The 13,282-nt window shown below is 68.9% G+C and carries 9 protein-coding genes; 3 read left to right on the top strand and 6 right to left on the bottom strand.

Going from position 1 to position 13,282, the window contains the following annotated elements; genetic code table 11:
- Nucleotides 1-82: 82 nt before the first annotated feature.
- Nucleotides 83-2,671: an aminopeptidase N gene (gene pepN / locus ABIC65_RS21705; RefSeq protein WP_354311572.1), complete on the top strand. Its 2,589-nt coding sequence runs from the start codon at nt 83-85 to the stop codon at nt 2,669-2,671.
- Nucleotides 2,671-4,179, top strand: a complete 1,509-nt coding sequence (locus ABIC65_RS21700) for an ABC1 kinase family protein (protein WP_354311571.1) — start codon at nt 2,671-2,673, stop codon at nt 4,177-4,179. The genes pepN and ABIC65_RS21700 overlap by 1 nt, the downstream gene beginning before the upstream one ends.
- A gap of 158 nt (nt 4,180-4,337) precedes the next feature.
- On the opposite strand, the gene ABIC65_RS21695 is transcribed toward ABIC65_RS21700, so the two are convergent.
- Nucleotides 4,338-5,963 (bottom strand): alkaline phosphatase D family protein, encoded by a 1,626-nt coding sequence (locus ABIC65_RS21695; RefSeq protein WP_354311570.1) that lies wholly within the window; start codon nt 5,961-5,963, stop codon nt 4,338-4,340.
- Between the two features lie 260 nt (nt 5,964-6,223).
- Here ABIC65_RS21695 and ABIC65_RS21690 point away from each other — a divergent pair, with 260 nt between their 5' ends.
- A complete protein-coding gene (locus ABIC65_RS21690; protein ID WP_354311569.1) occupies nt 6,224-7,771 on the top strand; it encodes a hypothetical protein in 1,548 nt (515 codons plus the stop codon).
- On the opposite strand, the gene ABIC65_RS21685 is transcribed toward ABIC65_RS21690, so the two are convergent.
- From ABIC65_RS21685 to maiA, 5 genes are all read right to left on the bottom strand, one after another.
- Nucleotides 7,708-8,907: a glycosyltransferase gene (locus ABIC65_RS21685; protein ID WP_354311567.1), complete on the bottom strand. Its 1,200-nt coding sequence runs from the start codon at nt 8,905-8,907 to the stop codon at nt 7,708-7,710. The genes ABIC65_RS21690 and ABIC65_RS21685 overlap by 64 nt on opposite strands.
- A gap of 8 nt (nt 8,908-8,915) precedes the next feature.
- A complete protein-coding gene (locus ABIC65_RS21680) occupies nt 8,916-9,437 on the bottom strand; it encodes a DUF2141 domain-containing protein (protein ID WP_354311566.1) in 522 nt (173 codons plus the stop codon).
- On the bottom strand, nt 9,434-10,348 hold the full coding sequence (locus tag ABIC65_RS21675) for a hypothetical protein (protein WP_436286761.1): 915 nt from the start codon (nt 10,346-10,348) through the stop codon (nt 9,434-9,436). Before ABIC65_RS21675 ends, ABIC65_RS21680 begins: the two co-directional genes overlap by 4 nt.
- Before the next feature lie 229 nt (nt 10,349-10,577).
- A complete protein-coding gene (locus ABIC65_RS21670) occupies nt 10,578-12,644 on the bottom strand; it encodes a TonB-dependent receptor plug domain-containing protein (protein ID WP_354311562.1) in 2,067 nt (688 codons plus the stop codon).
- On the bottom strand, nt 12,637-13,278 hold the full coding sequence (gene maiA, locus ABIC65_RS21665; protein ID WP_354311560.1) for a maleylacetoacetate isomerase: 642 nt from the start codon (nt 13,276-13,278) through the stop codon (nt 12,637-12,639). The genes ABIC65_RS21670 and maiA overlap by 8 nt, the downstream gene beginning before the upstream one ends.
- Nucleotides 13,279-13,282: the final 4 nt, after the last annotated feature.

Raw genomic sequence — 13,282 nt, 5'->3', positions numbered from 1 at the left:
CCAAGCATGGACGACGTTTCCGCTGAAGCTAATCGAGAGAATAGAGTAGCAGCCGGGGCGGCTTGTCCTATATCGAACCGGTATGAGTGACGCCCGCATCGCCGCCGCAGCTCCCCAGGCCATTCGCCGTGAGGACTATCGTCAACCCGATTGGCTGGTGCCCGAGATCGCGCTCGATTTCGATCTGGACCCCGCTGCGACCCGGGTGCGGTCGACGCTCCACGTCACCCGCAACGGCGCGCATGATCGCGCGCTGGTGCTGAACGGCGACGGGCTCGAAGCCGCTGCGGTGAAGGTCGACGGCGTTGCCGCGCAGAACTGGCGGATGGACGGGCAGGATCTGGTGATCCCGCTCACCGGCGATGCCCATGTGATCGAAACCGACGTGGTGATCGCGCCCGAGCGCAACACCCAGCTCCAGGGCCTCTATGCCTCGTCGGGCATGCTCTGCACCCAGTGCGAGGCCGAGGGCTTCCGCCGCATCACCTTCTTCCCCGATCGCCCGGACGTGCTCTCGAAGTACAAGGTCCGCATGACCGCGGACAAGGCGCGCTTCCCCGTGCTGCTCGCCAATGGCGACCCGATCGCGCAGGGCGATGCCGAGGGCGGCCGCCACTGGGCGGAGTGGCATGATCCCTTCCCCAAGCCGAGCTATCTGTTCGCGCTGGTCGCCGGCGATCTGGTCGCCAACACCGGCACCTTTACCACCATGTCGGGCCGTGAAGTGCAGCTGGGCATCTATGTCCGCGCACCCGACCTGCCCAAGACCGACCACGCGCTCCATGCCCTCAAGCTCAGCATGAAGTGGGACGAGGACGTCTATGGCCGCGAATATGACCTCGACGTGTTCAACATCGTTGCGGTGGACGATTTCAATTTCGGCGCGATGGAGAACAAGGGGCTGAACGTCTTCAACAGCCGCTACATCCTCGCCGACCCCGACACCGCCACCGACTGGGACTATGACGCGATCGCGGCGGTGGTCGCGCACGAATATTTCCACAACTGGTCGGGCAACCGCGTCACCTGCCGCGACTGGTTCCAGCTGAGCCTGAAGGAAGGCTTCACCGTCTTCCGCGACCAGAGCTTCTCGGCCGACCAGGGCTCGGCCGCGGTCAAGCGTATCGAGGACGTGCGCTCGCTTCGCGCCAGCCAGTTCCCCGAGGATGCCGGTCCGCTCGCGCACCCCGTGCGCCCGGACGAATATATCGAGATCTCGAACTTCTACACGGCGACCATCTACAACAAGGGCGCCGAGCTGATCCGGATGATGGCCACCATCCTCGGGCCGCAGAAGTTCCGCGCCGCCACCGACCTCTATTTCGATCGCTTCGACGGTACGGCGGCCACCTGCGAGGATTTCGTCGCGAGCATGGAGGAGGCCGGCGGCGTCGATCTCGGCCAGTTCCGCCGCTGGTACAGCCAGGCGGGCACCCCGCGCGTCTCGGCCAACCTCGTCCAGGACGGCGCGACCACCCGGCTCGCGCTCGCCCAGACCGTGCCGCCGACGCCGGGCCAGCCGGTCAAGGAGCCGATGGTGCTCCCGCTCAAGATCCGCCTGTTCGGCGAGAAGAGCGGCGCCCCGCTGATCGACGAGCAATTGGTGCTGTTCGACAAGCCCGAGCAGGAACTGCGTTTCGAGAACCTGCCCGAGCGCGCGGTGCTGTCGATCAACCGCGGCTTCTCCGCGCCGGTGATTGTCGACGCCAACCGCAGCGCCGCGGACCTCGCCTTCCTCTCGGCGCATGACGACGATCCGTTCGCGCGCTACGAGGCGATGCAGCAGCTGATGCTCGATACGCTGGTCGCCGCGGTGACCACCGGCAAGGGCGAGCATGGCGCGCTGATCGACGCCGTGCGCAACACGCTGACCGACCCGTCGCTGGACCGTGCCTTCATCGCCGAGGCCGTGCTGCTCCCGTCGGACAGCTTCATCGGCGACCAGATGGCGGTGGTGGATCCCGACGCGATCTTCCGTGCGCGGGAAGCACTCCGCGCCGATCTCGGCAACCTGCTCGAGGCCGAATGGCGCGCCGCCTATGAGGGGGCGCGGGCCAACCGCTTCGAATATTCGCCGGCCGCCAAGGGCGCGCGGCGCCTGAAGAATGTCGCGCTCGGCTATATCGCCGCGAGCGGGGCGGCCGATGCGGCGGAGCTGGCCTTTGCGCAGTTCGACGCGGCCGACAACATGACCGATCGCCAGGGCGGCCTTGCCACGCTGGTCAACGGCACGTCCTCGCTGCGCGAAAAGGCGATTCAAGCCTTCTACCAGCGTTATGCCGGCAACGCGCTGGTGCTGGACAAGTGGTTCCAGACCCAGGCGCTCTCCTCGCGCGACGATACGCTCGCGGCGGTCGAGAAGCTGGCCAAGCACCCCGACTTCACGCTGGCCAATCCGAACCGGGCGCGGGCGCTGGTCGGCGCGTTCAGCATCAACCAGCGGGCGTTCCACGATCCTTCGGGTCGCGGCTATCGCTTCGTCGCGGACCAGCTGATCGCGCTCGACAAGCTCAACCCGCAGACCGCCGCCAAGCTGGTACCGCCGCTCGGCCGCTGGAAGCGCTTCGATGCCGAGCGCGCCGCCAAGATGCGCGGCGAGCTGGAGCGGATCGTCGCCAGCCCGGGCCTCAGCAAGGACATGTTCGAGCAGGCCACCAAGTCGCTCGACTGATGCTCCGGCTGCTCACCGCCACGGTGCGCGATTCCGCCCGCGTGCGGACCGTCGCGGCCGTGGCGGCGCGCTTCGGGCTGGGCGTGCTGCTGGAGAAGCTGGGCTTTGCGGGCGAAGCGGATGCCGCCGATCCCGAAACCGGCGCGCTGCCCCTGCCCCGCCGCACCCGGCTGGCGCTGGAGGCACTGGGGCCCACCTATGTGAAGATCGGCCAGATCCTCGCCACGCGCGGCGACCTGCTCCCGCCGGACTGGATCGCCGAGCTGGAACTGCTCCAGAGCGCCGCGCCGACGTTGCCCTTCGAGGATATCCGCGGCGAGGTGGAAGCGGCGCTCGGCATGCCGCCGGAAGAAGCCTTCGCCTGGTTCGATCCCACGCCGCTGGCCGCTGCCTCCATGGCGCAGGTCCATCGCGCGCGACTGACGGACGGCCGCGAGGTGGTGCTGAAGGTGCGCCGCCCCGGCATCCGCGCCGCAATGGAAGCGGACCTGCGGCTGATCGGCGAACTGGCCGCATTGGTCGCAAAGAGCAGCGCCGAGGCGCGGCGGTTCGAGCCGGTGGCACTCGCCCGCCAGCTTCGCCAGGCGCTGCTCGAAGAACTCGACTTCACCAACGAGGGCCGCAACGCCGATCTGCTGCGCGCCGACATGGCGAACACGCCGCGCGTCGTGGTGCCCGAGATCCACTGGCAATGGACCTCCGAGACGCTGCTGGTGATGGACTTCATCGCCGGCGTGAAGCCGGTCTCGGGCGAAGCGCTGCGTGGCGCCGGGATCGATCCCGAAGCCATTGCCGAGCTGGGCGCCGATACCGTGATTGCGATGGTGCTGGTCAACGGCCGCTTCCATGCCGATCCGCATCCCGGCAATCTGCTTTGCCTGCCCGGCGACAAGCTGGCGCTGCTCGACCTCGGCTCGATCGGCCATGTGGGCCCCAAGCGCCGCGACGAGTTCATCGCCTTCGTGCTGGCGCTGACCGGCGGCAATGCCAGCGCGCTCGCCGACACCCTGGCGCTTTGGAGCGACGGGTATGACGTCCCCCGCCGTACCATCGACCGCGCGGCTGAGGCGATCGTTCAGCGCCATGGCGGGGGCAAGCTGGTCCTCTCCGCGATGATGCCCGATTTCCTGCGGCTGCTCCGCGAGGAAGGGCTGGTGCTGCCGCCCGACCTACTGCTGGTGTTCAAGGCGATGGTGACGATGGACGGCGTACTCGACCGCATCGCGCCGGGCTTCGACCTGTCGGGTGCGATCGGCCGGGCGCAGGTGGCGCTGCTAGCGAACCGATTCGGGCCCGCGCGGATGGCGGCGAGTTCGGCGGCGCTGGCGCTGGCGCTGGTGGAGCTGGGCGAGGACGCGCCGCGCCTGCTGCGCGCGGCCGCGGCGCGGCTGGAGGCGCCAGCGGCGGATACCGGCGTGGCAGCGGCGATCACCAAGGTTGGCGGGTGGATCGCGGCGGCGCTGATAGCCGGCGCGGGCCTGATCGCCGCCGCACTCTGGCTGGGCTGAATTAGCGTATCCTCCCCCGCCAGGGGGAGGTGGCAGGCGTAGCCTGACGGAGGGGGAGGAAGCACGACGGCTTCCGTTCTGGCATCCTCCCCCTCCGTCGCCTGCGGCGCCACCTCCCCCTGGCGGGAGAGGATACGGTCTGGTTCTTTCGCTTCCTATTACGCCGCCATCACGTTCCGCCCCCGCGCCACGATTGCGGTATGGCCCACGCTCGCCTTGAGGCTGCGCTCCGCAACCGTGTCGACGAACACCCAGTCGTTGCGCGCCTCGTCGGGCGTCAGCGTCAGCGCCATGTACCCGCGGCGGCTGGTGTCGCACCATTTCAGCTCGGGGTTGGCCTTCACCATCGCGGCGGCGATCACCTTCGGATCGGTCTTGAGCGCGCTTTCGAAGCCCGGCGAGGTCACCGCTTGGCCGGCGAACTCGACGCCCGCCGCCTTGCCGTCCTGCGCGAGGTCGAACGCCCAGGCATTGTGGCTGTCGCCGCACACCACCAGCAGGTTGGCACCCATGCTCTGCGACGACTTGAGGAACCGCGCCCGCGCCGCGGGATAACCGCCCCAGCTGTCATAGCCGAGCGGCAGGCCAAGCTTGCCGGCCAGCACGCCGGCCTGGACATAGGCCTTGGCGCGCGGATCGGCGTCGGGCGACAGCCAGTCCATGGCCGCGGCCGGTGTCGACAGATTGCCCAGGATCGTGCCGAAGCCGACCACCTGCCAGCGCTGCCCGGCCTGCACCGAGCGGCGCATCGCATGGTCGAGCCACACTTCCTGCTCGCTGCCGAGCATCGTCACCGCCGGATCGTGCCACGGACCATCCCGGAACGCGGTGAGCGCCTTGACCGGATCGGCTTCCTTGAACAGCGGCGCGACATCGGGCTGCTGGCTGCGCGCGAGCAGGCGGCTCTCGGTGCGGAAGAAGGTCGCCAGCGTGCCGATCTCATAGGTGCCCCAGGGCGTCTCGGAGACCGGCATCCATTCGCGGAACACCTGCATCGCCGCCGCCTTGCGCGCGCTCCAGTCGCCCTCTTGGTCGGGCTGGTGGTTCTCGGCGCCGCCCTCCCAGCTGTCGTTCGCGCTTTCATGGTCGTCCCACTGGACGAGCATCGGCTTGGCGGCATGCAGCGCCTGCAGGTCCGGATCGGCGCGGTAGCTGGCGTAGCGCAGGCGATAGTCGGCGAGGTGGATCATCTCACCGACCGGCTCGGGCAGACGCCCGCCGATCGCGCCGCCGGCCGGCGCATAGCCCCCCTTGGCATATTCGTAGAGATAATCGCCGAGATGCACCCAAAGGTCGATGTCCTCCCGGGCAGCGGCATGGCCATAGGCATTGAAATAGCCAAACGGCAGGTTCGAGCAGGAGAAGATCGCGATGCCGAAGCGGCGCGCGTCACCCAGCGGCAACGTCTTGGTGCGGCCGATCGGTGAGAAGCTGCCGTCGGGCGCCACGAAGCGGTAGAAATAGCGCGTGTCGGGCGCGAGGCCCGCCACGGTCACCTTGGCGGTATGGTCGCGCCAGGGGCCGGTGATTTGCTCGCCTTCGGCGACGATGCGGGTGAAGTCGGCGCTGGTGGCGATCTGCGCGCGCAGCTTGACCGCGCCGCCATCGGCGGGGACGTAGCGCGTCCAGAGCAGCATCGTGTCCGGCCCCGGCTCGCCGCTCGCCACCGAATGGGTGAAGCCGCGCGCAGTCGCTTGCGCAAGCGCAATGCCGGGAAGTGCCAGCGCGCCGATGCCGAGCGTTCCGGTGAGCAGCAGCGATCGGCGGTCGAGTCGAAGAGTCATTTTGTCGCGTCCCTTGTTCGGTCGAGCGCTCCCTGCCGCCGCCAGGTGTCGTGTTCGTGACAGCGGCGCAAAGCTGGGCTAGGCAATTTGGCGAATCGGGTTTTGGGGCGTGACAAACTGGGGGAACGCACCCTGCCGAGCGGGAATACCGCCGGCGGCACGGAGACGAAGGCGCACGTGAACGCATTCCCAACCGCGCCGGGCATTGCCCGGTCGCCTCGCCGCACCGGCGCGGCACCAGCGGTCGGCAACGCCGGCTGATGGCGACACAGATTGAAAGGTTCGGCCAAGCCGAACCGAGGACCGGGCTGGCCGCGGCCGCGGCGGCGGTTCCCCGCTGGCTGCTGCTGCTCGCCACGGCGGTGGCCGTGCGTGCGGTCACCTTCGGCAATCCGCTGGTCGCGGTGGACGAGCAATTCTACTGGGTCACCGCCGAGCGCATGCTGCACGGCGCCCTCCCCTTCGTCGACATCTGGGATCGCAAGCCGGTCGGCCTGTTCCTGCTGTACCTCCCCGCCGCGGCGCTGGGCATGCCCTGGGGCATCCTTGCCTATCAGCTGATGGCGCTCGCCTGCGTCGTCCTCACTGCCGGCCTGATCGCGCGGATCGCCGATCGCGTCGGCTGGGGCGCGGGTGCGCTGCCGGCGGCGCTGCTGTACATCCTGATGCTCAACACCGCGGACGGCCAAGGCGGGCAGGCTCCGGTCTTCTACAACCTGCTGACCATCGGCGCCGTCGCGTTGCTGCTGCCGCGTGTGCGCGACCGGGACGGCGATCCGGCGCGCGTCGGCCGCAACCTGCTGGCGATGCTGCTGATCGGGCTGGCGCTGCAGGTGAAGTACACGGTGCTGTTCGAAGGCCTGTTCTTCGGTCTCTGGCTGCTCCGCCGCGAGGCGGTGCTGGGGACAAGCCTGGTCCATCTCGCGCGACGCGGCCTCGGCTATGCGGCGATGGCGATGCTGCCGACCCTGCTTGCCGCCGTCGTCTATGCCTGGCTCGGCCATTTCGATGCCTGGGCCTATGCCAATTTCGGCTCGATCCTCGATCGCCGCAGCGATCCGTTCATCGACCTGGTCGGCGCCTTTTTCGAAGTGTCGGTGCCGCTTGCCCCGCTGCTGGTGCTGAGCTGCCTGGCCTGGCTCGGCATGCGTCGCAGCCGCACGCTGCGGCCGGGCCAGGCGCTGCTGTTCGGCTGGCTGATCGCCGCGCTGGTCGGCCTGATCGTGTTCGGCTCCTGGTATCCGCACTATGCGCTGCCGACGATGATGCCGGCGAGCCTGTGCTGCGCCGCCTTCTTCGCGCGCGAGCGCCCGGGCCGCCGTATCGTTGCGCCGACCTTGCTGGCGGTCGCCTTCATCGCCGGTACGCTCTCGGTGCTGATCGTCCAGGCGAAGCGCGGGAACGCCGCCCAGCTGGCGACGATCGCCGACGCCATCGGCCATGGCGACGGCTGCCTCTATGTCCATTCGGGCAATGCGATGCTCTACGGCGCGACGGATCGCTGCGCGCTGAGCCCCTGGCTGTTCCCCGATCACCTGTCGCGCGAGCGGGAAGACGGCGCGCTGGGCGTCGACCAGCTTGCCGAGGTCGATCGCATCTTCGCCGGCCGCCCGGCGGTGGTGGTGATGCGCACCCCGTTCCGCGGCGAGCGAGCGGCGGTGCGCGCGCGCGTGGAGCGCTATCTGCATCGGCTCGGCTATTCGGCGCGCGGCACCTATTGGATGGGTACCGTGCCGACCACCGTCTATGCCGCGCCGGAGATTTCCTCGGCCGCCCCCCCGCGCCGGGCCGCCAGCAAGCCCGCATAATAGTCCATCAGCGCGGCGGCGTGATCGGCGTCGCTGCGCACCTTGGCGGCGCCCACCCGCGCGGCATGGCGCAGGATCGTCTGGTCCCGCGCGAACAGCCGGCGGATCGCATCGGCGGCCGAGAGCGTATCGCGCGCGGCATAGGTCTCGGCGAAAGGCGGCTCGGCGATCTCGGCGAACCCGCCCTCGTCCGGACCGATCAGCGGCAGGCCGGAAGCCAGCGCTTCCCAGGCGACCAAGCCGAAGGGCTCCGCATCGGATCCGTGGATCAGCGCATCGCAGCTGGCGATGATCCGCGACAGCCGCAACCTGTCATAGACGGGGCGGAAGATGCGGATATGCGGGCTGTCGGCGATCAGCGCCTCGAGCTGGTGGCGCTGCGGCCCGTCGCCGAGCAGCATCAGCCCCACCGGCAGATCGTTCGCCGCCGCTTCCACCGCCTCGATCACCAGCGGCCAGCGCTTTTCCTTGTGCTGGCGCCCGAGCCCGAGCAGCAGATGCCCCTCGGGCGGCAGGCCCAATTGGGCGAGCAGCGACACCCGCAGCTTCTCGTCACGCAAATCGGGGGAGAACCAGCCGCGGTCGATGCCCAGCGGCACCGACGCATCGACCTTGAGCCCCCGCCGCTCGAAGCGCTTGGCGAGCGCGGGGCCGTTGGTCACGAACGCATCATATTGCGCCAGGAAGCGGGCCATGTAGCGCGTGTACCAGCCGAAGGCCTGCTCGACCTGGAGCGGCGTCGCGACGGTGTCGAGCCAGCGCTGGGGATAGGTGCCCACCAGGTCGCCATGCGCGAAATAGACCTTGAGCGCGTCGCCCTGCCATCGCCCCACCGTCCAGGCGGGCAGCCAGGGCGAGCTGTTCTCTACGATGTCCGGCTTGAGGCGATCGAGCGCGGCCCAGACCGGCTCGTCCTTGACGAAGATGCGATAGTTGCGATCGAGCAGCAGCGGCGGGGCCTTGATCCAGTGGATCGCGCCGCCGCCGGGGCGTTCCTCCACCGCATTCTCGGCGCCCGGCGCGACGACGATCAGCTCGTGCCCCAGATCGGCCATTAGTCCCATCTTGCGATCCAGATAGGTGCGCACGCCGCCGCCGGTGGGCGAGTAGAACTCGTTGACGTCGACGATCCGCATGCCGTTCCTCACTCGAGCGGGCTGAACCCTCCCAGTCCGCGCAGATACTGCGCCCGAATGTTCACGGTGGTCACTCCGTTCCCGACGCGCACCATCGCCTGACGCAATTTGGGACGGCTGCGGCCCAGGCGCTGGTTCGAGGGGAAACCGGCGCCGTCCGACCAGAAGTTGAACTTGTTCTTGCCATCGCGGTCATGGGTGAACAGCACCGCATATTCGCCGGGCGCCGGCACGCGGATGCACATGATAACCGCGCCGGAAGGCGGCGTGTTTGCCCAGATGCGGCGGAAGGTCTTGCCTTCCTTGATCAGGTCGCGGTCGTCCTTGAGGAAATCCTCCTCGGTCGCCGGATACAGCTCCAGCTTAAGCCGCCCGCTGCGGTCCTTGAGGCCGGTGATCTCGGCCTGGATGGCAGGCCCGTGCCCGCCGGTGCAGGCGCCGGCATCCTCGCCCAGCGTCTGCGCCGACGCTGGCTGCACGGCGGCAGCAGCGGCGAGCAGCGTGGCGGCCAGAAGGTCGGTGCGCTTCATGCGGTTTTCCTCGTAAGCAATGCATACAGGCCGAAGCCTGCGATCAGGACGATGTGCGCGGCCAGCGAAAGGCCGGCGATGAGCGCCATCAGTTCGGACAAAGCCTCGCCCTGGCCGATGATCATGATCGCGAAGCTGGCGAACAACAGTTCCTTGTTGGGCACGAGCGGCAGGCGCCAGGCGAGCAGGCGCCCGGCGGACAGCAGCAGCCAGATGCCGAGCGAAACCTGCGGCATCGCGAAGTGCCAGGCGAAGGCGACCAGCACCGAGCTGGTGATGATGCGGATGCAGTGCACGCCGAACACCCACCAGAGCTCACCGCGCGGTAGCGAGAAGACACGCTTGGAAAAGATCAGGAAGGGCAGCGACATCGCGAAAATGACCGCGATCGAGCCCATCAGCGTGTTGAACTCGGCGGGCTTCAGCAGGTCGATACCGAAGGGCAGCGCCATCGCGACCACCGCCAGCGTCATCGCGTTGCCGGCGATCGCGGAGAGGATCGTGACGTCCTTCACCGCGCCGAACGGCGCCGCGATCATCTGGGTGCGCTGGCGGGCCCAGGCGTAGAAATAGGCCTCGCCCGAATAGCCGAGCAGCACTTCGTTCGCGATCCGCTTCTTGTTGAGCGCGATCATCCCGTCGATCGGGATCCGCCACAGCTTGCGGAAGATGATGAAATCGAAGGTCGGCGAGGTGAGGTAGTAGAGCACAAAGACCAGGTAGAAGAGCGGGTTGGTGGGCAATGCCCGCGCCAGCCCGGTCAGCCCGCCGCCGAACAGCTCGCGGCCCAGGCCCACCACCATCAGCAGCGTGAGGCCTGCGCCGAGCCACATCGGCCAGCGACGCCTGATCTTCTCGACGGGCTCGAGCCCCCCGAGATCGGGTGCAGCCGGAAGCGCAGCCTCGGCCATGCGCGTGTTCACCGAAGCCTCCCCCGCCTGCCTGTTCAATCGATTCAAAAGCGCCACCGAAAAGACCGCAACAATCGCAACTATCCCGCGTCCTGGCGTCTCCCCGGTCGTCCGGCGCGTCGCGCGATAGTGGCGCTATCCTACCACATTGCGGTTTATTCCGGCAGCGATTTGGGCACTAGAAAGGCAAATCGCAAGTAGATGCTGCTGCGGCCGCCTGCGCCTCCCGTCAGCGCATGGCGTAGCGCAGGCCGATCCACAGGGTGCGCGGGGTAGCGCGCTCGATGACGTTGCCGCCGCTGATGCCTGCCTGCACCTCTGCATCGAACAGGTTCTCGGCGCGTCCCTCGATGCGAAGCGTGCGGGTGACCGGCACGCCGAGCGTCGCATCGACGGTCCAGGCCGGATCGAGCCGCGCGCTGTTCTGGTCGTCCTCGAACCGCGCGCCGGCATAGCGGGCGGTCACCGAGGCATTGGCCAGCGCCGAACGCCAGGCGAGCGTCGCCGATCCCTGGAAGCGCGGGGTCTGTGCCGGACGCAGCCCGTCGAGCGACACCGCAGCACCGGACGCGTGGACGCGGCTATCGGCATAGGCCCAGGATCCGGCAAGGCTCCAGGCGCCGAGCGTCCATTGGCCGTCGAGTTCGACGCCCTTGGCCTCTACGGCATCCAAATTCTGGCGTTGGCGATAGGCTCCCGCCGCCGAGACGAAGCCGACACCGGGGAAGGTTCCCGGCCCGCGTGCGAGGGTGACATTCGCGATCGCGCCGTCCAACCGGTTCCAATAGCCGGTCGCGCGGAAGACGAGGTCGGGCACCGGCCGCAGGTCGACGCCGACCTCGCCGCCCCACAGCCGTTCGGGATCGAGACCAGGGTTCGCCGCGGTAGCATCGGCACCTGCGCGGAACGGTCGGTAGAGTTCGTTGAGCGTCGGAAGCCGCCAGCCGCGATAGCCAGCCGCGCGCAGCGTCACCGGGCCCATCGCATAGGCCGCGCCCAGCCGTCCGGTCGGTTCCCAGCCATGACGGTTGGCGTAGCGGGTGTCGGTCAGCACCGGGCCGGCGGCGAGCGGCGCCTCGAACAGGCTGCCGTCATAGATCGTCCAATGGTCGAGCCGCCCCCCGGCATCGAGCGTCCAGTCGCCGCTGGTGTAGCTGGCGTTGGCAAAACCGCCGGTGGTGAGGCTTGCGCCGCCGGCGATGCGTCGCCGCGTCGGGTTGGTGCCGACAAAGGTGTAGAGCTCGCGCGTCTCGCCCGAGACGCGGCGCAGGTCGCCGCCTAGGCGCAGCGTGACGCCGCCGCCCACGGGCGGGGCGACTTCGATCCGGCCGCCGATGCCCGTTGCGGGGACTTCCTGCTGCACGACCGGGCTCACCGTGTCGCGCGCGGCGGAGATGCTGGCGAAACCGCTCTCGAACTGGCGCACCTGAAGGTAGGCGAGCGCGGACCAGCCCCATTCGCCCTTTTGCCCGTTGCCGCGGTGGACGAGGCGCACGCTGGCGTCCGCGCCCTTGCTCAGAACGTCGGTGAAGGCGGTGCCGCGGTCGCGCTGATCGGTGAAGCCGGACAGGTTGGTCTGGAGCTCGGTGCCGCCCCCGACATCCGTCACGCCGCGCACCGCGACGCTCGCCTGCTCATAGGGCGCGGCGCGATCGACGCGGCCGGGGTTCACGATCGGCACGAAGCCGTCGCTGCGGCCATATTGCCCGGCGACGGTGAAGAAGCCGCCGCGGACCGGCACCGCCGCCACCGCATTCGCGTCGACGCTGTCGCGGCTGCCATAGAAGGCCCCGACGTTCAGCCTGCCGAGTTCCGCAGGGCTGCCGCTCTCCAACTCGACCGTGCCCGCCAGCGCACCCGGCCCGGCAAAGCCGCTGCCGCCGCCGCGCGTCACGCGGATGCCCGCCAGGCGACCCGGCATATAGGCCGGGAACGGCACCCAGCCGCCGAACGGATCGGTCTGCGGCACGCCGTCGAGCAGGAGCAGCGCGCGGCTCGAAGCATTGCCGCCCAGGCCGCGCAAGGTGATCCCCTGGCTGGTCGGATGCGCCGAGGTGGAGGTCGAGCGCCGAAACTGCGCGAGCCCCGCGACATCAGCCAGCACATCCTCGATCCGGTTGCTGGCAGTGTCGGCCAGCCGGGCGCGGTCGATCGTCACCACGTCATAGGCGGCATCGCCCGGCGGCACGTCGAGCCCGCGGCCGGTCACGACGATCTCGTCCTGCGCACGATCCTGCGCGACGGCAGGGGCCGCCACGCACAGCGCCGCGACGGCGCATCCCAGTTTTTCAAGCATGTGGTGCGACGGTATCCGGATGGGCGGCGACGAACGCCGGATGGGAAACGGCAGCCGCTTCGGCGCGGAGCAGCAGCGGATAGGCATCCAGCGGCACGGCGAAGCGCCGGGCGTTGAACAGTTGCGGGACCAGGAAACAGTCCGAGATGTCGGGTGCGGCACCCCCGAGGAACGGGCCGTCGCCGACCGAGTTGCGCACCATCGACTCCAGCGCCGAAAAACCCTCGGTCATCCAGTGCGCCGTCCAGGCCGAGCGCGTCGCTGCATCGGCGCCCATGCTATGCTCCAGATGGCGCATCACGCGCAGATTGTTGATCGGGTGGACGTCCATCCCGATCACCATCGCCCGCGCCAGCGCATCGGCCCGTGCATCGGGATCGGCGGGGATCAGCCGCGGCTCTGGGTAGCGCGCGTCGAGCCAGTCGAGGATCGCCAGGCTCTGGGTGAGGATGCGCCCGTCCGCTTCCAGCGCGGGCACCAGCCCCTGGGGATTGCGGGCAAGATGCTCGGGGCTGCGCTGGGCGTTCTCGAGCAGCGGAATCTCGTGCCGCACATGCTCCACCCCCTTCAGGGCGAGCGCAATCCGCACTCGATACCCCGCCGAGGAGCGGAAATAGTCGTGCAGCACGAGCACGGGC

Source organism: Sphingomonas trueperi, from assembly GCF_040545665.1.
In the GTDB taxonomy this organism is placed as follows: Bacteria; Pseudomonadota; Alphaproteobacteria; order Sphingomonadales; family Sphingomonadaceae; genus Sphingomonas; species Sphingomonas trueperi_B.
Note: the sequence above shows the minus strand (reverse complement) of the source record. Positions and strands in the feature narration are given on the sequence as shown.

Coding starts and splice junctions, on each gene's coding strand:
- pepN (WP_354311572.1), top strand. CDS start 83: ATGAGTGACGCCCGCATCGCCGCCGCAGCTCCCCAGGCCATTCGCCGT.
- ABIC65_RS21700 (WP_354311571.1), top strand. CDS start 2,671: ATGCTCCGGCTGCTCACCGCCACGGTGCGCGATTCCGCCCGCGTGCGG.
- ABIC65_RS21695 (WP_354311570.1), bottom strand. CDS start 5,963: ATGACTCTTCGACTCGACCGCCGATCGCTGCTGCTCACCGGAACGCTC.
- ABIC65_RS21690 (WP_354311569.1), top strand. CDS start 6,224: ATGGCGACACAGATTGAAAGGTTCGGCCAAGCCGAACCGAGGACCGGG.
- ABIC65_RS21685 (WP_354311567.1), bottom strand. CDS start 8,907: ATGCGGATCGTCGACGTCAACGAGTTCTACTCGCCCACCGGCGGCGGC.
- ABIC65_RS21680 (WP_354311566.1), bottom strand. CDS start 9,437: ATGAAGCGCACCGACCTTCTGGCCGCCACGCTGCTCGCCGCTGCTGCC.
- ABIC65_RS21675 (WP_436286761.1), bottom strand. CDS start 10,348: ATGGCCGAGGCTGCGCTTCCGGCTGCACCCGATCTCGGGGGGCTCGAG.
- ABIC65_RS21670 (WP_354311562.1), bottom strand. CDS start 12,644: ATGCTTGAAAAACTGGGATGCGCCGTCGCGGCGCTGTGCGTGGCGGCC.